Origin of the sequence: Pseudomonas sp. UBA3153 (assembly GCF_002364635.1) — a bacterium.
GTDB classification, from domain to species: domain Bacteria; phylum Pseudomonadota; class Gammaproteobacteria; order Pseudomonadales; family Pseudomonadaceae; genus Pseudomonas_O; species Pseudomonas_O kuykendallii.
Genome location: NZ_DEYR01000026.1, coordinates 36,133 through 57,076 on the forward strand (window position 1 = coordinate 36,133; position 20,944 = coordinate 57,076).

At 66.0% G+C, this 20,944-nt stretch carries 15 protein-coding genes; 7 read left to right on the forward strand and 8 right to left on the reverse strand.

Annotated features, from left to right (window positions below; translation table 11 throughout):
- Positions 1 to 33 precede the first annotated feature (33 nt).
- The 4 genes from B2X67_RS05540 to B2X67_RS05555 all read left to right on the forward strand — a co-directional run bounded on the left by B2X67_RS05540 (position 34) and on the right by B2X67_RS05555 (position 6,907).
- Positions 34 to 1,905: a sensor domain-containing diguanylate cyclase gene (locus B2X67_RS05540; protein WP_286784863.1), complete on the forward strand. Its 1,872-nt coding sequence runs from the start codon at positions 34 to 36 to the stop codon at positions 1,903 to 1,905.
- 75 nt (positions 1,906 to 1,980) lie between these two features.
- Positions 1,981 to 3,051, forward strand: coding sequence for an HlyD family secretion protein (locus tag B2X67_RS05545; protein ID WP_286784864.1), 1,071 nt, complete (start codon positions 1,981 to 1,983; stop codon positions 3,049 to 3,051).
- The gene (rbbA, locus tag B2X67_RS05550; protein WP_286784865.1) at positions 3,048 to 5,780 is read left to right on the forward strand and encodes a ribosome-associated ATPase/putative transporter RbbA; all 2,733 of its coding nucleotides are present in this window, start codon (positions 3,048 to 3,050) and stop codon (positions 5,778 to 5,780) included. The genes B2X67_RS05545 and rbbA overlap by 4 nt, the downstream gene beginning before the upstream one ends.
- Before the next feature lie 2 nt (positions 5,781 to 5,782).
- Entirely contained in the window at positions 5,783 to 6,907 is a 1,125-nt protein-coding gene (locus B2X67_RS05555; protein ID WP_286784866.1) for an ABC transporter permease, read from the forward strand.
- A 9-nt stretch (positions 6,908 to 6,916) separates the two neighbouring features.
- Here B2X67_RS05555 and B2X67_RS05560 read toward each other — a convergent pair whose 3' ends face one another.
- On the reverse strand, positions 6,917 to 7,333 hold the full coding sequence (locus B2X67_RS05560) for a flagellar basal body-associated protein FliL (protein WP_090224112.1): 417 nt from the start codon (positions 7,331 to 7,333) through the stop codon (positions 6,917 to 6,919).
- A 168-nt stretch (positions 7,334 to 7,501) separates the two neighbouring features.
- On the opposite strand from B2X67_RS05560, the gene B2X67_RS05565 reads away from it, so the two are divergent.
- Positions 7,502 to 8,479: an NADPH:quinone oxidoreductase family protein gene (locus B2X67_RS05565; protein WP_286784867.1), complete on the forward strand. Its 978-nt coding sequence runs from the start codon at positions 7,502 to 7,504 to the stop codon at positions 8,477 to 8,479.
- A gap of 86 nt (positions 8,480 to 8,565) precedes the next feature.
- Here the strand turns inward: B2X67_RS05565 and B2X67_RS05570 are convergent, their stop codons facing one another.
- The 4 genes from B2X67_RS05570 to trxA all read right to left on the reverse strand — a co-directional run bounded on the left by B2X67_RS05570 (position 8,566) and on the right by trxA (position 12,993).
- Positions 8,566 to 9,531 carry a CDP-6-deoxy-delta-3,4-glucoseen reductase gene (locus B2X67_RS05570; RefSeq protein ID WP_286784868.1) on the reverse strand — a complete coding sequence of 322 codons (966 nt, stop codon included), beginning with the start codon at positions 9,529 to 9,531 and terminating at the stop codon, positions 8,566 to 8,568.
- Positions 9,532 to 9,570: 39 nt separating this feature from the next.
- A complete protein-coding gene (gene ubiD, locus B2X67_RS05575; protein WP_286784869.1) occupies positions 9,571 to 11,037 on the reverse strand; it encodes a 4-hydroxy-3-polyprenylbenzoate decarboxylase in 1,467 nt (488 codons plus the stop codon).
- A gap of 120 nt (positions 11,038 to 11,157) precedes the next feature.
- Positions 11,158 to 12,417, reverse strand: a complete 1,260-nt coding sequence (rho, locus tag B2X67_RS05580; protein ID WP_286784870.1) for a transcription termination factor Rho — start codon at positions 12,415 to 12,417, stop codon at positions 11,158 to 11,160.
- 249 nt (positions 12,418 to 12,666) lie between these two features.
- Positions 12,667 to 12,993, reverse strand: a complete 327-nt coding sequence (gene trxA / locus B2X67_RS05585) for a thioredoxin TrxA (protein ID WP_090224122.1) — start codon at positions 12,991 to 12,993, stop codon at positions 12,667 to 12,669.
- Between the two features lie 266 nt (positions 12,994 to 13,259).
- Here trxA and ppx point away from each other — a divergent pair, with 266 nt between their 5' ends.
- Entirely contained in the window at positions 13,260 to 14,762 is a 1,503-nt protein-coding gene (gene ppx, locus B2X67_RS05590) for an exopolyphosphatase (protein ID WP_282339345.1), read from the forward strand.
- 6 nt (positions 14,763 to 14,768) lie between these two features.
- Here the strand turns inward: ppx and B2X67_RS05595 are convergent, their stop codons facing one another.
- Positions 14,769 to 15,068, reverse strand: coding sequence for a DUF2218 domain-containing protein (locus B2X67_RS05595; protein WP_282339344.1), 300 nt, complete (start codon positions 15,066 to 15,068; stop codon positions 14,769 to 14,771).
- 132 nt (positions 15,069 to 15,200) lie between these two features.
- A complete protein-coding gene (locus B2X67_RS05600) occupies positions 15,201 to 17,501 on the reverse strand; it encodes a TonB-dependent siderophore receptor (RefSeq protein WP_286784871.1) in 2,301 nt (766 codons plus the stop codon).
- A gap of 205 nt (positions 17,502 to 17,706) precedes the next feature.
- On the opposite strand from B2X67_RS05600, the gene B2X67_RS05605 reads away from it, so the two are divergent.
- Positions 17,707 to 18,678 carry a helix-turn-helix transcriptional regulator gene (locus B2X67_RS05605; protein ID WP_286784872.1) on the forward strand — a complete coding sequence of 324 codons (972 nt, stop codon included), beginning with the start codon at positions 17,707 to 17,709 and terminating at the stop codon, positions 18,676 to 18,678.
- A 51-nt stretch (positions 18,679 to 18,729) separates the two neighbouring features.
- Here B2X67_RS05605 and ppk1 read toward each other — a convergent pair whose 3' ends face one another.
- A complete protein-coding gene (gene ppk1 / locus B2X67_RS05610) occupies positions 18,730 to 20,934 on the reverse strand; it encodes a polyphosphate kinase 1 (RefSeq protein ID WP_286784873.1) in 2,205 nt (734 codons plus the stop codon).
- Between the last annotated feature and the right edge of the window lie 10 nt (positions 20,935 to 20,944).

Consider the following 20,944-nt stretch of genomic DNA (forward strand, 5'->3'; position numbering starts at 1 on the left):
CTATGACAGCAGCCAATTACCCTGGAATCCCCGATGCCTCGTAAGCGTTTCGTCTGGTCCGCGCGCCTGTTGCTGCTACTGCTGATTCTGCTGTTCGGCGGCTGCGGGTTGCTGTGGCACAAGCTGCGCAGCATCCAGCAGGAACGCGTCGCCGAGCGCGTCGCCTATCACGCGCGGGCGCTGGCGCAGACCTTGGAGAGCAACATCGACGAGGAGGTGCAGAACCTCTCGCGCATCGCCCAGCTGTGGGATTTCCACGGGCGCATTCCGCACGACGAGTGGACACTCACCGTCGAGTTCGCCCTGCGCCACTTCAAGGGCTATCAGTCGATCCAGTGGATGGGCGCCGACCTGCGCATCCACTGGTTGCTGCCCCTGGCCGGCAACGAGGCCGCGCGCGATTTCCAGCTCACGCCCACGCACCCGAACTACCCGATCGCCATGCAGGCCAAGGCCAGCGGCCAGCCGCAGTTTTCCAACAGCTTCGCCCTGGTTCAGGGCGGCCGCGGCTTCGTCCTCTACGACCCTATCTACCTGCATGACAAACAGGGCGTAGCGCGCTTCGACGGCTTCGTGCAGGGGGTTTTCCGCGTCGAGGAGCTGATGGACGAGCTGCTGGCGGACAGCGCCGACGAGTTCAACGTGCGCCTGCTGGAACGGCAGAATTCGATCTACACCCATACCACCCGCGAGGCGCGCGACGACCTCCAGCAGCAGGTTCCGCTGCACCTGCTGAACAACGATGCCTTCGCGCTGCAACTCAGCCCGACCCGTGAACTGGTCGCCAGCCTGGACAGCCCGTTGCCCGAGTTCGTCCTTGGCGCCGGCCTGGTGATCAGTCTGCTGCTGGTGGCGGCCCTCGCCCTGGCGATGGAAAACGACCGCCGCGCCCGTGCGCTGAAGGCGGGCAACCGTCGCCTGAACAAGGAAATGCGCCAGCGCGAGGAGATCGAAAAGGTGCTGATCGACAGCCGCGAGCGCCTGCAACTGGTGCTCGACCTGACCGACTCCAGCAGCGACGGCCTGTTCATCATCGATCCGAAGAGCGGCGGCCTGCTGCACACCAACCGCGCCACCTACGACAGCCTCGGCTATGACGCGCAAAGCTTCGCCCGGCTGTTCAGCGAGGCCCCGGAGCAGATCCTGCCCGGCTATCACGCCTGGCTGGAGGAAGTCCGCCAGGCCCAGCGCGAGGACACCTCGCCGATCTTCCAGCGCGAGATGCGCCGTCGCGACGGCAGCGTCAGGGCCGCGGAAATCAGTGCGCAGCTGGTGGAGGTGAATGGCCACGAATACCTGATCGGCGTGTCCCGCGACAACAGCGAACGCCTGCAACTGGAAGCGCACCTGCAGCGGCTGTCGCAGCAGGACGGCCTGACCGGGCTCTACAACCGCCGCTTCTTCGACCAACGCCTGCAGGCGGAGTGGCGGCGCATGTGCCGCACCGCGCGGCCGCTGGCCTTGCTGTTGCTGGATATCGACCACTTCAAGGCCTACAACGACGCCCTCGGCCACCTCGCGGGCGACGATGCGTTGCGCCAGGTGGGCGGCCAGCTGCAACGCGGCCTGCAGCGCGAAGGCGACGTCGCCTGCCGCTACGGCGGCGAAGAGTTCGCGCTGATCCTGATGGACACCGACGAAGCCGGCGCCGAGCACGTCGCCGCGCGACTGCAGCGGCTGATCGCCGAACTGCGCATCCCCCATCCCGACAGCCCGCTGGGCCGGGTGACCGTCAGCATCGGCCTTTCCACCTCCCGCGACGTGCCCGACAATCGCGCGGAAACCCTGGTCGCCCAGGCGGACGGCGCGCTCTATCGGGCCAAGCGCGCGGGGCGCAACCGGAGCATGCGCTGGGACGCGCTTGATCCGAATCAGTGCGACCAACTGCCGCCCGTCTCAAGCTGAACCTGTAAAAGCATCGACGCTCGTCGTCTATCCTGACGGGCCGATGTCCCCCTCCGCAGCAGAAGGCAGCTCCCGATGACACTCAAGGGAAAATGGACGATCCGCGCCGGCATTCTCGCCGGGCTCCTGATCCTGGCCGCGCTGGCCTGGTTCGAATGGCGTCCCAGTGGCCTGGAAGACGGCATCGCCAGCGGCAACGGGCGCATCGAGGCCACCGAGATCGACGTCGCCAGCAAGCTCGGCGGGCGCATCGCCTCCATCGAGGTGGACGAAGGCGACTTCGTCGAGGCCGGCCAGACCGTGGCGAAAATGGACACCCAGGTGCTCGAGGCGCAACTCGCCCAGGCCCGCGCCCAGGTGCGCCAGGCGGAAAATGCCACGCGCACTGCGCAGGCCCAGGTCAGCCTGCGCGAAAGCGAGAGGACCACCGCCGAAGCCGTGGTGCGCCAGCGTCAGGCCGAACTCTCCGCCAGCGACAAGCGCTACGCGCGCACCGCGGCCATGGTGCAGCGCAACGCCATGCCCCGGCAGCAACTCGATGACGACCTGGCGCACCTGCAAAGCGCCCAGGCGGCGCTGGCGGCGGCGCGTTCGCAGGTGGCCTCGGCGGATGCCGGCATCGCCGCCGCGCGCTCGCAGGTGATCGAGGCGCAGTCCGCGGTGGAGGCCGCGAATGCCAGCGTCGACCGCCTGCTCGCCGATATCGACGACAGCCAGTTGAAGGCGCCGCGCAGCGGTCGCGTGCAGTACCGCATCGCCCAACCGGCCGAAGTGCTCGCGGCCGGCGGCAAGGTGCTCAACCTGGTCGACCTGGGCGACGTCTACATGACCTTCTTCCTGCCCTCCGCGCAGGCCGGCCGCGTCACCCTCGGCTCGGACGTGCGCCTGGTGATCGACGCGATCCCGCAGTACGTGATTCCGGCCAAGGTGTCCTACGTCGCCAGCGTCGCCCAGTTCACCCCGAAAACCGTGGAAACCGCCAGCGAGCGCGAGAAGCTGATGTTCCGGGTCAAGGCACGCATCGATCCGGCGCTGCTGCAGCAACACCTCGCCCAGGTGAAGACCGGCGTGCCTGGCATGGCCTACCTGCGCCTCGACCCGCAGGTTGAATGGCCCGAAAGGCTGCAGACCAAGGTTCCGCAGTGAGCTCGCGGCCCGCGGTCGCCCAGCTGCACGGGGTCGATCTGCGTTATGGCGAGACCTACGCCGTGCGCGGTGTCGATCAGGACATCCCGGCGGACCGGATGGTCGGCCTGATCGGCCCGGACGGGGTGGGAAAATCCAGCCTGCTGGCGCTGATCGCCGGCGCGCGGAAGATCCAGCAGGGCCGCATCGAAGTGCTCGGCGGCGACATGGCCGATGCCGAACACCGCCGTGCGGTCTGCCCGCGCATCGCCTACATGCCGCAAGGCCTGGGCAAGAACCTCTACCCGACGCTGTCGGTGTTCGAGAACGTCGACTTCTTCGGCCGCCTGTTCGGCCAGGATGCCGCGGAGCGCCAGCGGCGCATCGCCGACCTGCTCGCCAGCACCGGATTGTCGCCCTTCGCCGAGCGCCCGGCCGGCAAGCTGTCCGGCGGCATGAAGCAGAAGCTCGGGCTGTGCTGCGCGCTGATCCACGATCCGGATTTGCTGATCCTCGACGAGCCCACCACCGGCGTCGATCCGCTCTCGCGCAACCAGTTCTGGGAGCTGATCGCACGCCTGCGCAGCGAACGCCGCGGCATGAGCGTGCTGGTCGCCACCGCCTACATGGAGGAGGCCGAACGCTTCGACTGGCTGATGGCGATGGACGACGGGCGCATCCTCGCCACCGGCACGCCGCAGGAACTGCGCGATGCCACCGGCTGCAGCAGCCTGGAGGAAACCTTCATCGCCTTGCAGCCGGAGGAGAAACGCCGCGATCACCGGCAACTGGTGATTCCGCCGCGCTCCCAGGGCGAAGCCGGACAGATCGCCATCGAGGCGCGCCAGCTGACCTGCCGCTTCGGCGACTTCGTCGCGGTCGACCATGTGAATTTCCGCATCGAGCGCGGCGAGATCTTCGGCTTCCTCGGCTCCAACGGCTGCGGCAAGTCGACCACCATGAAGATGCTCACCGGCCTGCTGCCGGCCAGCGAGGGCGAAGCCTTCCTGTTCGGCCAGAAGGTCGATCCGCAGGACATGAACACCCGCCGCCGGGTCGGCTACATGTCCCAGGGCTTCTCGCTGTACGCCGAACTCAGCGTGCGCCAGAACCTGGTGCTGCACGCCCAGCTGTTCCATGTGCCGCGCGAGCAGATCGACGCACGGGTCGCCGAGATGGCCGGCCGCTTCGACCTGCTCGGCTCGCTGGAGGCCCTGCCCGACGCCCTGCCGCTGGGCATGCGCCAGCGTCTTTCGCTGGCGGTGGCGGTGATCCACAAGCCGGAAATCCTGATCCTCGACGAGCCGACCTCGGGGGTCGACCCGATCGCCCGCGACGGTTTCTGGGAGTTGATGATCGACCTGTCGCGCAACGATGGCGTGACCATCTTCATCTCCACCCACTTCATGAACGAAGCGCTGCGCTGCGACCGCATCTCGCTGATGCACGCGGGCAAGGTGCTCGACAGCGACACTCCGCAGGCGCTGATCGCCAAGCGCGGGCTGCCGACCCTGGAGGCGACCTTCATCGCCTACCTCGAGGAAGCCACCGGCGCCGCCGCCATCGCCACCGAGCCGGCAACGCCGGTCGGCGCGCCCGTGGCGCCACAGGCGCAGCCACAACGGCGCTTTAGCCTGCGCCGGCTGCTCAGCTACTCGCTGCGCGAGAGCATGGAGCTGCGCCGCGACCCGATCCGTCGCACGCTGGCGCTGCTCGGCCCGCTGCTGCTGATGTTCATCATCGGCTATGGCATCAACCTGGACGTGGAGAACCTGACCTTCGCCGTGCTCGACCGCGACCAGACCACCACCAGCCAGGAGTACGTGCTCAACCTGACCGGCTCGCGCTACTTCACCGAGCGCCCGGCGATCACCGATTACGCCGACCTCGAGCGACGCATGCGCGACGGCGAGATCAGCCTGGCGGTGGAAATCCCGGCGCACTTCGGCCGCGACCTCAAGCGCGGCGCCAGCCCACAGATCGGCATGTGGATCGACGGCGCCATGCCGACCCGCGCCGACACCATCAACGGCTATGTGCAGGGCCTGCACAACGACTACCTGCGCGGACTGGCGCAGCGCTCGCCGCAACCCGGCGCTGCGGCGCTGGCGGACCTCGAGGTGCGCTACCGCTACAACCCCGACGTGGAAAGCCTCAAGGCCATGGTGCCGGCGGTGATCCCGATGATGCTGATGCTGATCCCGGCAATGCTCACCGCACTCGGCGTGGTCCGCGAGAAGGAGCTCGGCTCGATCATCAACCTCTACGTCACCCCGGTCACGAAGCTGGAGTTCCTCCTCGGCAAGCAACTGCCCTACGTGGGCATCGGCCTGCTCAACTTCCTCTCCCTCGTCACGTTCGCGGTGCTGGTGTTCGACGTGCCGATCAAGGGCAGCCCGGCGGCTCTGGCAATCGGCGCGCTGCTCTACCTGTTCTGCTCGACCGGGCTCGGCCTGCTGATATCGACCTTCACCCGCAGCCAGATCGCCGCAGTGTTCGGCACGGCCATCGCCACCATGCTGCCGGCTATCCAGTTCTCCGGCCTGATCTACCCGGTGTCGGCACTCGAAGGCCTGGGCGCGCTGATCGGACACGTCTATCCGACCTCGCACTTCGTGGTGATCAGCCGCGGGGCCTTCTCCAAGGCGCTGGGCGTCGCCGACCTGGCCGCCTATTTCGTGCCGCTGCTGCTGACCATTCCCCTGCTGACGCTGCTCAGCACGACACTGTTGAAGAAGCAGGAGGCCTGACCATGGAGCGCCTGGCCAACATCTTCCACCTGGGGCTCAAGGAGTTCCGCAGCCTGGGCCGCGACTACGCGCTGCTGGCGCTGATCGTCTGGTCGTTCAGCGTGGGCGTCTACTCGTCCGCCACCAGCATGCCGGAGAGCCTGCACAATGCCGCGATCGCGGTGGTCGACGAGGACCGCTCGCAGCTGTCCACACGGATCGTCCACAGCTTCCAGCCGCCCTACTTTCTCAGCCCGGCGCTGATCGACCTGAACCGCATGGACCATGGCATGGACGCCGGGCTCTACACCTTCACCCTGAACGTGCCGCCGAACTTCCAGAGCGATGTGCTCGCCGGCCGCCAGCCGGCGCTGCAACTGAACGTAGACGCCACCCAGATCAGCCAGGCGTTCACCGGCGCCGGCTACATCCAGAACATCGTCAGCAGCGAGATCGGCGAATTCATCGGCCGCTACCGCGCCCTCGCCGCCCAACGCGCCGAGCTGAACGTGCGCATGCAGTTCAACCCGAACCTGACGCGCACCTGGTTCGGCTCGGTGATGGAAGTGATCAACCAGATCACCATGCTCTCGATCATTCTCACCGGCGCGGCGCTGATCCGCGAACGCGAGCACGGCACCATCGAGCACCTGCTGGTGATGCCGGTGACACCGTTCGAGATCATGCTGGCCAAGGTATGGTCGATGGGCGCGGTGGTACTCGGCGCCGCGGCGCTGTCGCTGCTGCTGGTGGTCCAGGGCTGGCTGCAGGTGCCGATCGCCGGCTCGGTAGGGCTGTTCCTCGCAGGCGCCGCGCTGCACCTGTTCGCCACCACGTCGATGGGCATCTTCTTCGGCACCCTGGCGCGCTCGATGCCGCAACTCGGCCTGCTGATCATCCTGGTGCTGATGCCGCTGCAGATACTCTCCGGCGGGACCACGCCGCGCGAGAGCATGCCGGAGGTGATCCAGCGGATCATGCTGCTGGCGCCGACCACCCACTTCGTCGCCCTGGCCCAGGCGATTCTCTACCGCGGTGCGGGGTTGGCGATCATCTGGCCGCAGTTGCTGGCGATCATCGGCATCGGCAGCCTGTTCTTCTTCGCCGCGCTGAGCCGCTTCCGCAAGACGCTGGCGCAGATGGCCTGAAACGCCGGGCTAGGGCTGGACGACCAGGTTGTTGAACAGCAGGTCGTCCACCAGCGGCGCACCTTCTTCCTGCTGGAGCACGTCCTGGACCTGCTTGAGCGCCTCCTGGCGCAGCTTCTCCTTGCCGTCCGGGCTGCCCAGGCTCTCGTCGGTCTGCTGCGAGAAGATCATCACCAGCTGATTGCGGATCAAGGGCTCGTGGTGCTCCACCTTGGCCTTGGCGTCGGCGCTCTTCACCTGCAGGGCGATGTCCGCCTTGTAGTACTTCAGCTTCGGCCCGGACCCGTAGTTGCCGACCAGCGCGGGGGTGAGGCCGATGTAGGCCGTCGTCGGCGCGGCCGCCTCGCCTTCCTTGGGTTCGGCTTCCTCGTTGGCGTGCGCCAGCGGCAGGGACAGGGCGAGCAATAACGCGATGCAGGTTTTCAAAGCCGATTCTCCAGAGGTCTGCGCCTAGCATAGCCAGTGTGCGTGCCGCGCCCAAGCCCGGCGGCGATCACGGCTTATGCCCGGCCATCAGGCAGGGGCATGCTGATTGACCGGGCAGGCCCCGCCCCTACACTGCCAGGCCAACAATCAGAACGAAGGAAGCCCCCGATGAAAGCCGTGCTCTGCAAAGCCTTCGGCCCCGCCGACAGCCTGGTCCTCGAAGACATCGCCAGCCCGCAGCCCAAGGGCAACGAAGTGCTCCTCGACGTGCACGCCGCCGGGGTCAACTTTCCCGACACCCTGATCATCGAGGGCAAGTACCAGTTCAAGCCGCCCTTCCCGTTCTCGCCGGGCGGCGAAGCGGCCGGGGTGGTCGCGGCAGTGGGCGAAAAGGTCGGCCATCTGAAGGTCGGCGACCGGGTGATGGCGCTGACCGGCTGGGGCAGCTTCGCCGAACAGGTCGCGGTGCCCGGCTATAACGTGATGCCGATCCCCGAGGGCATGGACTTCGCCAGCGCGGCGGCCTTCGGCATGACCTACGGCACCTCGATGCACGCCCTCAAGCAACGCGGCAACCTGCAGCCGGGCGAGACTCTGCTGGTGCTCGGTGCCTCCGGCGGTGTCGGCCTGGCCGCGGTGGAGATCGGCAAGGCGCTGGGCGCGCGGGTCATCGCCGCGGCGAGCAGCGCGGAAAAGCTGGCGGTGGCGAAGAACGCCGGCGCCGACGAGCTGATCAACTACAGCGAAGGCAGCCTCAAGGACCAGTTGAAAACGCTGACCGGCGGCAAGGGCGTCGACGTGATCTACGACCCGGTCGGCGGCGAGCTGTTCGAGGAAGCCTTCCGTTCCATCGCCTGGAATGGCCGCATGCTGGTGGTCGGCTTCGCCAGCGGGACCATCCCCGCCCTGCCGGCCAACCTCACGCTGCTCAAGGGCGCGTCGCTGGTAGGGGTGTTCTGGGGCTCGTTCGCCCAGCGCCAGCCGCAGGACAACGCCGCCAACTTCCAGCAGCTGTTCCACTGGTTCGCCGAAGGCAAGATCAAGCCGCTGGTCTCGCAGACCTTCCCGCTGAGCCAGGCCGGCGCGGCCATCGATACGCTCGGCCAGCGCCGGGCCGTGGGCAAGATCGTGGTGCAGGTGCGCTGATCGCCAGCCGCCCACGAAAAAGGCCGCCCACGGGCGGCCTTTTGCATGCTTCCTCACCTCTTTCCCGGACGCTCGCGGGCTCGACCTCAGCGGGGCGCGTAGGCGAACACGTCCGCGCGCATCTGATGCGCATCCATGCCCGCCTCCACCAGCGCGTCGAGGGTCGCATAGACCATCGCCGGCGAGCCGCTGGCGTAGACATGCAGCGCGCCGAGGTCGGCGAAGTCCTCGCGGATAGCCTCGTGCAACAGCCCGCAGCGGCCTTCCCAGCCACACAGGTCGCTGACCACCTGGTGCAGGAACAGGTTGTCCACCGTCTGCCATTCCTGCCAGTGCGGGACGCGGTAGAAATCGTCGGGCTGGCGCGCGCCCCAGTACAGATGCACCGGATGGGCGAAACCCTGGCTGCGGCAGTATTCGATCAGGCTGTGCATCTGCGCCATGCCGGTGCCGGCGGCGATCAGCACCAGCGGGCCGTCGGGCAACTCGGCAAGGTGCGCATCGCCGAACGGCAGGCGCACACGGGCGAAACCCTGGCGCTGGACGAACGCCAGCAGGTTGCGCGCGGAGTCCTCCCGCGCCAGCACATGCAGCTCCAGCTCGCGGCCCGAATGCGGCGAGGACGCCAGGGAGAACGCCGCCCACTCGCCATCCTCGCGCAGCACCTGCAGGTACTGACCAGCGTGGTAGCGCGGCGGCTTGCCGGCCGGCGCACGCAGGCGCACACGGAACACGTCGCCGCCGGCGTCGATGCACTCGATCAATTGGCAGCTCAGCTCATGCACCGGCAATTCGCCGGGGGCGAGCACCCCGTCCCATTGCAGCACGCAGTCCTCAATCGGTTCGGCAAGGCAGGTGAACAGCTCGCCTTGGTCTAGGACCTCGCCGTCCTGGCGTACCCGGCCCTCCACCAGCAGCGCGGCGCAGACATGGCAGTTGCCGTTGCGGCAGCTCTGCGGGCAGTCGTAGCCGAGCCGGCGCGCCGCATCGAGGATGCGCTCGCCGGGAAGCGTGTCGAGTACCGCTCCGGACGGCTGCAAGGTCACTTTCATCGGTGGGTTGTGCTCGGTGTTCAAGACAAGACGGACTATTCAGTCTATTCCCAGGGAAGTCCAGAGTTCGTCGACGCGGCGGCTGACCGCCTCGTCCTTGACGATCGCCCGGCCCCACTCGCGGCTGGTCTCGCCCGGCCATTTGTGGGTAGCGTCGAGGCCCATCTTCGAGCCGAGCCCTGAGACCGGCGAGGCGAAATCGAGGTAGTCGATCGGCGTGTTGTCGATCAGCACCGTGTCGCGCTTGGGGTCCATCCGCGTGGTGATGGCCCAGATCACGTCCTTCCAGTCGCGCGCATCGATGTCGTCGTCGGTGACGATGACGAACTTGGTGTACATGAACTGGCGCAGGAACGACCAGACGCCGAGCATCACGCGCTTGGCGTGGCCCGGGTACTGTTTCTTGATGGTCACCACCGCCATCCGGTACGAGCACCCCTCGGGCGGCAGGTAGAAGTCGGTAATCTCCGGGAACTGCTTCTGCAGGATCGGCACGAAGACTTCGTTCAGCGCCACGCCGAGAATCGCCGGCTCGTCCGGCGGCCGGCCGGTGTAGGTGCTGTGGTAGATGGGCTCGGGACGCCGGGTGATGCGCTCGACGGTGAACACCGGGAAGCGGTCGACCTCGTTGTAGTAGCCGGTGTGATCGCCGTAAGGGCCTTCGTCGGCCATCTCGCCGGGATGGATCACGCCCTCGAGGACGATCTCGGCGCTGGCCGGCACCTGCAGGTCGCTGCCGCGGCACTTCACCAGTTCGGTCTTGTGCCCGCGCAGCAAGCCGGCGAAGGCATATTCGGAGAGGCTGTCCGGCACCGGCGTCACCGCGCCGAGAATGGTCGCCGGGTCCGCGCCCAGGGCCACCGCCACCGGATAGGGTTTGCCGGGAAACTTCTCGCACCACTCGCGGAAATCCAGCGCGCCACCGCGATGGCTGAGCCAGCGCATGATCAGCTTGTTGCGGCCGATGACCTGCTGGCGATAGATGCCGAGGTTCTGCCGCTCCTTGTTCGGCCCTTTGGTGACGGTCAGCCCCCAGGTGATCAGCGGGCCGACATCGCCTGGCCAGCAGGTCTGCACCGGCAGTTTGCCAAGGTCGACGTCGTCGCCCTCCTCGACCACTTCCTGGCACGGCGCGTCCTTCAGCACCTTGGGCGCCATGCTCAGCACCTTCTTGAAGATCGGCAGCTTGGACCAGGCGTCCTTCAGGCCCTTCGGCGGCTCCGGCTCCTTGAGGAAGGCCAGCAGCCTGCCGATCTCGCGCAGCTCGCTGACGTCTTCGGCGCCCATGCCCAGAGCCACGCGCCTGGGCGTGCCGAACAGGTTGCCGAGCACCGGCATGTCGAAGCCGGTCGGGTTCTCGAACAGCAGCGCCGGACCTTCGCGCCGCAGGGTGCGGTCGCAGATTTCGGTCATTTCGAGAACCGGGGAAACCGGCACCTGGATGCGCTTGAGTTCGCCGCGATGTTCCAGGCCGCTGATAAAGTCGCGTAGGTCGCGATACTGCATGGGTGAGCCTCGCTGGAGCGTGCAGGCGGGGGCGCCGAGTTTAGCGCCAACTGCCGGAGGCATGAACCTGCAGATGCGCGAAAGCCGGGTTTCCCCGGCTTTCGTCGACCTGCCGAACCCTTACTTGCGCTTCATCGACAAGAAGAATTCATCGTTGGTCTTGGTGTCCTTCAGCTTGTCGAGAAGGAACTCGATGGCGGCGATTTCGTCCATCGGGTGCAGCAGCTTGCGCAGGATCCACATCCGCTGCAGTTCGTCCTCGGCGGTCAGCAACTCTTCGCGGCGGGTGCCGGAACGGTTGATGTTGATCGCCGGGAACACACGTTTTTCCGCGATGCGACGGTCCAGGGGCAGCTCCATGTTGCCGGTGCCCTTGAATTCTTCGTAGATCACTTCGTCCATCTTCGAGCCGGTCTCGACCAGCGCGGTGGCGATGATGGTCAGCGAACCGCCTTCCTCGATGTTCCGCGCGGCACCGAAGAAACGCTTCGGTTTCTCCAGGGCGTGGGCATCGACACCACCGGTGAGGACCTTGCCGGAGCTCGGGATCACGGTGTTGTAGGCACGCGCCAGACGGGTGATGGAGTCGAGGAGGATGACCACGTCCTTCTTGTGCTCGACCAGGCGCTTGGCCTTCTCGATCACCATTTCGGCGACCTGCACGTGGCGGGCCGGCGGCTCGTCGAAGGTGGAGGCGACCACTTCGCCGCGCACGGTGCGCTGCATCTCGGTCACTTCTTCCGGACGCTCGTCGATCAGCAGAACGATCAGGTGGCACTCGGGGTTGTTGCGGGTGATGTTCGCCGCGATGTTCTGCAGCATGATCGTCTTGCCGGCCTTCGGCGGCGCCACGATCAGGCCGCGCTGGCCCTTGCCGATCGGTGCGCAGAGGTCGATCACGCGACCGGTGAGGTCTTCGGTGGAGCCGTTGCCGGCTTCCATGACCAGGCGCTTGGTGGGGAACAGCGGGGTCAGGTTCTCGAAGAGAATCTTGTTCTTCGCGTTCTCCGGTCGATCGTAGTTGATCGAGTCGACCTTGAGCAGTGCGAAGTAGCGCTCACCTTCTTTCGGCGGGCGGATCTTGCCGATGATGGTGTCGCCGGTGCGCAGGTTGAAGCGGCGGATCTGGCTCGGCGAGACGTAGATGTCGTCCGGGCCGGCGAGATAGGAAGAGTCCGCGGAGCGCAAAAAGCCGAAACCGTCCTGGAGTATCTCCAGCACGCCGTCACCGGAGATTTCCTCACCGCCTTTGGAGTGCTTCTTGAGCAGCGAGAAGATCACGTCCTGCTTGCGCGAACGGGCCATGTTCTCGATGCCCATCTGTTCGGCCATTTCCAGCAGTTCGGTAATCGGCTTTTGCTTGAGTTCGGTCAGATTCATAGGAATGACGTAGATACGAAGAATAGGAAGGAAGCATTTAGCTTGGGATGCCGACCGCGCCGGGGGGAGGCGAAGGAATCGCAGTACTGACTGGAGTAGGAGTGCGGCGATGGCGGCTTGCGAAGGGCTGCGTCAGAAAATGCAGCGAGCCGAATGTAACACCGGCTTTGTTCGAGCGTCTAGCTTTTGCGCAGAAAAAAGCCCCGTCGTTTGCGGGGCCTTTAATTCGCCGTCTGCAGCGCAGCGGCGTCAGATGTTGGCGTCGAGGAATGCCGCCAGTTGCGACTTGGACAGCGCACCAACCTTGGTCGCCTCGACGTTGCCGTTCTTGAACAGCATCAGGGTCGGGATGCCGCGCACGCCGTACTTCGGCGGGGTGTCCTGGTTTTCGTCGATGTTCAGCTTGCAGATCTTCAGCTTGCCCTGGTAGGTCTGGGCGATCTCGTCGAGTACCGGCGCGATCATCTTGCACGGGCCACACCACTCGGCCCAATAGTCGACCAGAACCGGACCGTCGGCTTGCAGCACGTCTTGATCGAAGCTGGAATCGCTGACGTGGGTAATGAACTCGCTCATGGAAGTCTCCGTGGTCAGAATCGAAATTGGCGGCCATCATAGCCCGCTTGCCTACGGATCGAAAGCCGCGGGCGATTGAGCTTCGCTATCGCGGCCAAGGCAAATCCTATCGACGGCGGCGGCGCAACCTTTGCCCGCGCATGCCTGTCCCAACCGATGCCGACCTGATTCACCTGCGCGCCCTGATCGGCAGCGCCACGGGCGCCGAATTGGCGAAGTCGCCCTATCGTGGCAGGATGGCGCGGTTCTAACTCGAGACGCTAAGCATGCCGTCAGCTCCTGCCAAACATTTCCCTTTGATCGCCGCCATCGACCTGGGCTCGAACAGCTTCCACATGGTCCTGGCCAAAGCCGATCGCGGTGAAATCCGCATTCTCGAGCGCATCGGCGACAAGGTTCAGCTGGCCGCCGGTATCGACGAGAATCGCCAGCTCAGCGCCGAAGCCATGCAGCGCGGGCTCGATTGCCTGCGCCTGTTCGCACAGATGATCAACGGACTGCCGCAGGGCGCGGTGCGCATCGTCGGCACCAACGCGCTGCGCGAGGCGCGCAACCGTGGCGACTTCATCCGCCAGGCCGAAGCCATTCTCGGGCACCCGGTGGACGTGATTTCCGGCCGCGAGGAAGCCCGCCTCATCTATCTGGGCGTGTCGCAGACATCTCCCGACGTGCCGGGCAAACGGCTGGTCGTCGACATCGGCGGCGGCAGCACCGAATTCATCATCGGCCAGCGCTTCGAACCGCTCCTGCGGGAAAGCCTGCAGATGGGCTGCGTCAGCTTCACCCAGCGCTATTTCCGCGACGGCAAGATCACCTCGGCGCGTTACGCCCAGGCCTACACCGCGGCGCGCCTGGAACTGATGGGCATCGAACATGCGCTGCGCCGCCTTGGCTGGCAGGAAGCGCTCGGCGCCTCCGGCACCATCCGCGCGGTTGGCCTGGCGATTCGTGGCGAGGGCAACGGCAACGGCGAGGTCAATCCGCAGGGACTGAAACTGCTGAAAATCCGCCTGCTCAAGCTGGGCGATGTCGAACGCATCGATCTCGACGGCGTGAAGCCAGACCGGCGGACGATCTTCCCGGCGGGCGTGGCAATCCTCGAGGCGATCTACGACGCCCTCGAACTCGACCAGATGCTGCACTCCGAGGGAGCGCTGCGCGAGGGCGTGCTCTACGACCTGATTGGCCGCCAACACCACGAGGACGTCCGCGAGCGCACCCTCGGGTCGCTGATGGAGCGCTACCACGTCGACTTGGAACAGGCCGCGAGGGTCGAAGCCAAGGCCCTGTCGGCCTACGAGCAGGTCGCCGACGCCTGGGACCTGCGCGACGAGGCCTGGAGGGAACTGCTGACTTGGGCCGCGCGGGTCCACGAGATCGGCCTGGACATCGCCCACTACCATTACCACAAGCACGGCGCCTACCTGATCGAGCACTCCGACCTGGCCGGCTTCTCGCGTCAGGACCAGCAGATGCTTGCACTGCTGGTGCGCGGCCACCGCCGCAACATCCCGCGCGACAAGTACGTGGAGTTCACCGCCGACTCCGACAAGCTGGTGCGGCTGTGCATCCTGCTGCGCTTTGCGATCCTCTTCCACCACATCCGCGGCACCCAGGAAATGCCCAAGGTCCAGCTCAAAGCCGGACGGCGCAGCCTGGAGGTGGTCTTCCCGGACGGCTGGCTGGAGAGCAACCCGCTGACCCAGGCGGATTTCGCCCAGGAAGCCGAATGGCTGGCGCGGGTCGGTTATCAGCTCAAGGCGCGCTGAGCCGACTCACATCTGCGGGTTCGCCCCGTCCTGCCACTCGATCGCCAGGCGTTCATCGCGCGAGAAGCGCAGCAGGTGGTCGGCGAGCACGAACTGCAGGCGCGCCAGCGCCTCGCCGGACTCGGCCTGGCAGTCCAGCAGCAGCGCGTCCGCCTCGGCGCGCATGCGGCACAGGCCAAAGGGAAACGCCGCGTTCGCCTGGCGCTCGTCATAGTTCACGCTGACCTTGTGGCGGAAGTGCTTGCACAGCCGGGTCATGTTGCGCGACGCCTGCGCGGTCGGTACCCGGGCATGGAAGTGGTTCATCGCTTGCTCCTCGTCGATCGACCTCAGGCCGCGCCGCTCGCGCGGCGGCGGCCCTCATCAGCGGTTCACGGATGGCCTGGCAGGACGAAGCACGGCGGCTCTGCGGTACCGCGCGTCGGGTCTCACGCCTCCTCAGAAAGACGTGCTGACGCTGGTGTAGAACGTCCGCCCAGGCTCGTTGTAGGTGTAGGCGCCGGCACCGAAGATCTGGTTCGGCGCGGTCCCGGTGGTTTGCGAGTTGCCCTCGCGGTAGAGGCGCTTGTCGAACAGGTTCGATACGCCTGCGGTGACGCTCAGCTTCTCGCTGAACGCATAGGTGCCGATTAGCCCGGCGATGGCGTAGGGCGAGATTTCCCGAGCCTCGCTGCCCGAGACCGCAACGCCCTGGTAGTTGTACTTCTTCGGCTGCTGCTTGCCGTAGTACACGACGGTGGCCTGCAGCGAAAGCTGCTCGGTCGCCTGCCAGTCGAGCATGGAATTGAGGGTGTACTTCGGGATGATCGACAGGCGATCGCCGGTGTCCTCGTTCTTTGACTGCAGCATGTAGGTGAAATTGTTGTTCCAGGTGACGGACTCGCTCAGCGGCAAGTTCAGCGTACCTTCGATGCCCTCGACCAGCGCCTTGTCGACATTGTCCCACTGGAACACCCGGCGGCCGGTGGAGGAATAGGCGACCGGGCTGGTACCCGCTTCGATCTTGTTGCGGTAATCGTTGCGGAAGTAGGTGACGCCGGCCGTGACGCCGCCCTCGTTGAACTCGACTCCCAGTTCCTTGTTGATGCTGGTTTCGGCCTCGAGGTTCTTGTTGCCGACCAGATAGCAGCCGGCGCTGGCGCCGCTTCCGGCGCCGCCCCAGCAGCCCTGACCGGCGCTGTAGAGTAGGTATCCCGAGTTGGTCTGGTAGAGGTTGGGCGCCTTGTAGGCGCGCGCGATACCGGCCTTGAGGCTCCAGGCTTCGGTCAATGCGTGCGACAGGTTCAGCGCCGGGCTCCAGTTGCTGCCGGACTCGCTGTGATGGTCGAAGCGCAGGCCCGGCGTCAGGGTCGTGCCGGGACGCAACTCGATGTTGTCGTCGAAGAACACCGAAGCCAGTCGCGCCGACGTCTTGCTGCCGCGGTTGGTGGCATCGATTCCCGGAAGGGTGTTGTTGCCGAACTGCGGCAGCGAGAAGTTCAGCGAGTTCGAGGCGCTGTCGTCCAGGCGCTGGTCCTGCCATTCCACGCCGATCGTCGCGACCTGCGGCATGGCGATTTCCCACGGCAGGCTGACTTCGCTGTGGGCGGTGGTGGTCTTCAGCTCGGCGGTGCTCACGCCGACTGGGCCGAGGGCGCCGTTCGGATTGAAGATTCCCTCGATACCACCGGCGAGCCCCTCGCCAAGGCGGCGGTTACGCGTGCGCTCGTACTGCAGGTAGCTCATCGTCGAGCCGAAATCGAACTGGCCTTCGTGCGTCAGCGCATAGCTCTGGCGATACAGGGTATTGGTTTCATGCCCCAACATCTGCTGCACCAGGGCGTTGGTGTTGGTGTTCTGGGTATCGCCGGCATACAGGTTGCCCTGGCGGTTGAAGCCGGCCTCCAGCCTGAGCTTCTGCCCTTCGGCGAAACGCCATTCCAGCTGTCCGTTCAGGTCGCGATTGCGCACCCCTTCGCGGCCGGCCGGTAGGCTGGCGGCATTGGTCCCGGTGCGTGGCGATTGATGCCCGGCGTTGATGTCCGCGTCGTCCATGTCGGTCTTCGCCACGTTGCCGTAGAACCGGTAGGAAAGGTTTTCGGTGAGCGGGCCGTCGAGGGAGAAGTTGATGCGCTTGCTGGCGCCTTCTTCCTTGTGGGCGGGAAAGCTCATGTACGCGGTCGCGTTGCCGTGCATTTCCTCGGTCGGCGCCTTGGTGATGATGTTCACCACACCGCCCGCCGCGCCCGAGCCATAGCGTGCCGCCGCGGGACCACGCAGCACCTCGATGCGTTCGATCTGTTCGGCCGGCACCCAGTTGGTATCGCCGCGGCTGTCACGCTCGCCACGCCAGCCCATTCGCACCGAGTTGCGCGAACTCACCGGCTTGCCGTCCACCAGGATCAGGGTGTTCTCCGGGCCCATGCCACGGATGTCGATCTGCCGGTTGTTGCCACGCTGACCGCTGGTGGAGTTACCGGTCAGGTTGACGCCCGGCATCCGGCGGATGATTTCGGAAAGGTCGTTGGCCGGCGGCGACTTCCTGATGTCTTCGGCCGTGATCACCGAAACGCCCGGTGCCTGCTTTAGCTCTTCGGCGGCGGTGCCGAGGACCTTGCCTTCCTCCAACTGGATGGCTGCGCTCGCGGCGGAGGTGTCGGTGTCCACGTCGGCCGCGTGGGCCAGGCCGGTGCTGGCGGCCAACAACGCGATGACCAGACGGCGACGGATGAAGATGGGCGATTTTGCGACTGTTGCCACGGTGAACTCCCCCGAACGGGCGCAAAGACGGCGCCCAATCAAATGATAACGATTTGCATCAACTGATGTCGGGCGGTAGTCTTCCACAGCGCTACCTGCAAAAGGTTTGCGCAAACGAGCAAAAGGTTTGCGCCATCCACTCTCCTCCTGCTCGAAGTTGTTTTCCCGGAGCCGGCCTGCAGCCGACTCGTCGCAAGGAGCCTCCATGTGCAGCCCCGAATCCTTCGTCGGCCGTTCCAATCTGCTGAATTCGGAAACCCGGCTGCGCTTCCTGCGCAACGAGTCGGCGGACGAGGAGCGCCTGTTCCAGGGCCAAGTGCGCTGGCACAACCTGCGTACCGGGTTGTCGCTCCATTGTTCCGACTGCCATGAACTGCAGGACTTCTGCACCGAGGTGGAAGTCCTGCCACGCCTGAGCTTCGCCCTCTTCCTCGAAGGGCACAGCGACGTGCGCTACGGCGACAAGGCGCTGCGCATCGGCAGCAGGCTCGGTGCGCCGCCGGAAGGCCTGGCGATCGCCCTGGCCGAACCCGCGCTGTTCAGCCGTGAGGCGAAGCGCGGCGCGCATGTCCGCAAGCTGGTGGTGAGCCTGGCGCCGGAGTGGTTCGAGTCCGGCGGGCTCGACGAGCACGCCGGCTACGCGCAGATCGTCGGCTTCAAGCGCCAGCACCTTGAGGTGCGCTACTGGCAGCCGTCGGCGCGGCTGCTGGCGCTGGCCGAACAGATGCTCTGCCCGCCGGGCTACAGCCCGATGCTGCAGAACCTCTACCTGGAAAGTCGCGCGCTGGAGATCGCCGGCGAGGCGCTGACCACGATCACCCACGAGGCGACGCTGCCGGCCTGCAGCCTGCGTCCGCACGAACACCGGCGGCTGTTGCGGGTGGTGGAGCTGCTCGACAGCGGCGCCGCCGATGGCTGGTCGCTGGAACGGATCGCGCGGGAAACCGGCGTCAATACCAGCACCCTGCAGCGCCAGTTCCGCCTGCACAAAGGGACCACCGTCTTCGAGTACCAGCGCGCGCGCAAGCTGCTGGAGGCCCGCGAAGCCCTGGAAAGGCAAGGCGCCAACGTGGCCCAGGCGGCCTGGATCGCCGGCTACAACAGCGCGACGAACTTCGCCACGGCGTTCAAGCGTCAGTTCGGGCTGACGCCGAAGCAGGTTCGCGGGCGCATCTGAGGGGTTTCGCCCGGGTGTCCGGGCGAGTGGCGGGAAACCCTGGCGCGTTGTTCAGCGCGCGGTCACCGGGTTGGTCAGCCGATCGAACAGCGCGGCCTGTGCATTGCGCGAGTTCTGGTTGCCGGTCGGGCTGCAGCGCACGTAGCTGCCGTCCGACTGCAGCGCCCAGGCCTGGGAGTTGTCGGTCAGGTACGACTCCAGTTCCTTCTTCACCCGCGTGATCAGCTTCTTGCCCTCCACCGGGAAGCAGGTCTCGATGCGCTTGTCGAGGTTGCGCTCCATCCAGTCGGCGCTGGAGAGGAAGATCTTCTCGTCGCCGCCGTTGAGGAAGTAGTAGATGCGGCTGTGTTCGAGGAACCGGCCGATGATGGAGCGCACCTGGATGTTGTGCGAAACACCCGGCACACCCGGACGCAGGCAGCACATGCCGCGCACCACCAGGTCTATCTTCACGCCCGCCTGGCTGGCCTTGTAGAGGGCGCGGATAATCTTCGGATCGGTCAGCGAGTTGACCTTGGCCATGATCTGCGCCGGACGCCCTTCGCTGGCGGCGACGCCCTCGCGGTTGATCATCTCCAGCAGGTTCTTCTTCAGCGTGAACGGCGCATGCAGCAGTTTCTTCATGCGCAGCGTCTTGCCCATGCCGATCAACTGGTTGAACAGCTTGTGCAGGTCCTCGCAGAGCGCCACGTCGGCGGTCAGCAGGCTGTAGTCGGTGTACAGCTTGGCGTTGCCGGCGTGGTAGTTGCCGGTGCCGAGGTGCGCGTAGCGGCGCAGCTCGCCGTTCTCGCGACGCAGGATCAGCATCATCTTGGCGTGGGTCTTGAAGCCGACCACGCCGTAGATCACCACCGCGCCGGCGGCCTGCAGGCGGCTCGCCAGTTGCAGGTTGGACTCCTCGTCGAAACGCGCGCGCAGCTCGATCACCGCGGTGACCTCCTTGCCGTTGCGCGCGGCATCCACCAGCGCATCGACGATCTCCGAGTTGGCCCCGGAGCGGTACAGCGTCTGCTTGATCGCCAGCACGCTGGGGTCCTTGGCGGCCTGGCGCAGCAGGTCGATCACCGGGGTGAAGGACTCGAACGGGTGCATCAGCAGGTAGTCGAGCTTGCCGACCACGTTGAACAGGTTGTCGCGGTTCTGCAGCTGCTTGGGAATCAGCGGCGTGAACGGCGCGTACTGCAGCTCGGGATGGCTGTCGAGACCGGTGATGCTGAACAGGCGGGTCAGGTTGACCGGCCCGTTGACCTTGTACAGCTCGCTTTCGGACAGGCCGAACTGCTTGAGCAGGTAGTCGGTGAGCGGCTTCGGACAGCTTTCCACCACCTCGACGCGCACCGCATCGCCGTAGCGCCGCGAGAACAGTTCGCCGCGCAGCGCACGCGCCAGGTCCTCGACGTCCTCGGCGTCGACCGACAGATCGGCGTTACGCGTCAGGCGGAACTGGTAGCAGCCCTTGACCTTCATGCCGTGGAACAGCTCGTCGGCATGCGCGTGGATCATCGAGGAGAGGAACACGAAGTTGTCGCCGGCGCCGCCGACGTCCTCGGGCACGCGGATCACCCGCGGCAGCAGGCGCGGCGCCGGAATGATCGCCAGACCGGAGTCGCGGCCGAAGGCGTCCATACCCTCCAGCTCGACGACGAAGTTCAGGCTCTTGTTCACCAGCAGCGGGAACGGGTGCGTCGGGTCGAGGCCGATCGGCGTGATGATCGGCGCGATCTCGTCGCGGAAATAGCGGCGGACCCAGGCCTTCAGCTTCGGCGTCCAGTAGCGGCGACGGATGAAGTTGACGTTATGTTTGGCCAGTTCCGGCAGAAGGATGTCGTTGAGGATCGCGTACTGACGGTTGACCTGCTCATGCACCAGGTCGGCGATCCGCGCCAGCGCCTGGTGCGGCTGCAGGCCATCGGCGCCGGCCTGCTCACGAGCGAAGGTGATCTGCTTCTTCAGCCCGGCGACGCGGATTTCGAAGAACTCGTCGAGGTTGCTGGAAAAGATCAGCAGGAACTTCAGCCGTTCCAGCAGCGGCTGGGACTCGTCCAGCGCCTGCTCCAGCACGCGGATGTTGAACTGCAGCTGCGATAACTCGCGGTGGATGTACAGGCTGCTGTCGTCGACCCCCGGAACCGGCGCGGCCGGCTCGGCGACCACATCGGGCAGCGCCTCCACGGGCGGGGTTTCCGGCGCCTCGGCGATGGCCAGGGCAGGCACCTCGTCGAGCGGGGTTTCAGTGAGTCCTTCGCTGCTGTTCATCGAGTCTCCT

Bases quoted from the DNA above. Each gene is read 5' to 3' on its own strand.
- B2X67_RS05545 (WP_286784864.1), top strand. From the start codon at position 1,981: ATGACACTCAAGGGAAAATGGACGATCCGCGCCGGCATTCTCGCCGGG.
- ppk1 (WP_286784873.1), bottom strand. From the start codon at position 20,934: ATGAACAGCAGCGAAGGACTCACTGAAACCCCGCTCGACGAGGTGCCT.
- trxA (WP_090224122.1), bottom strand. From the start codon at position 12,993: ATGAGCGAGTTCATTACCCACGTCAGCGATTCCAGCTTCGATCAAGAC.
- B2X67_RS05540 (WP_286784863.1), top strand. From the start codon at position 34: ATGCCTCGTAAGCGTTTCGTCTGGTCCGCGCGCCTGTTGCTGCTACTG.
- rho (WP_286784870.1), bottom strand. From the start codon at position 12,417: ATGAATCTGACCGAACTCAAGCAAAAGCCGATTACCGAACTGCTGGAA.
- B2X67_RS05565 (WP_286784867.1), top strand. From the start codon at position 7,502: ATGAAAGCCGTGCTCTGCAAAGCCTTCGGCCCCGCCGACAGCCTGGTC.
- B2X67_RS05555 (WP_286784866.1), top strand. From the start codon at position 5,783: ATGGAGCGCCTGGCCAACATCTTCCACCTGGGGCTCAAGGAGTTCCGC.
- ppx (WP_282339345.1), top strand. From the start codon at position 13,260: ATGCCGTCAGCTCCTGCCAAACATTTCCCTTTGATCGCCGCCATCGAC.
- B2X67_RS05570 (WP_286784868.1), bottom strand. From the start codon at position 9,531: ATGAAAGTGACCTTGCAGCCGTCCGGAGCGGTACTCGACACGCTTCCC.
- ubiD (WP_286784869.1), bottom strand. From the start codon at position 11,037: ATGCAGTATCGCGACCTACGCGACTTTATCAGCGGCCTGGAACATCGC.
- B2X67_RS05595 (WP_282339344.1), bottom strand. From the start codon at position 15,068: ATGAACCACTTCCATGCCCGGGTACCGACCGCGCAGGCGTCGCGCAAC.
- B2X67_RS05605 (WP_286784872.1), top strand. From the start codon at position 17,707: ATGTGCAGCCCCGAATCCTTCGTCGGCCGTTCCAATCTGCTGAATTCG.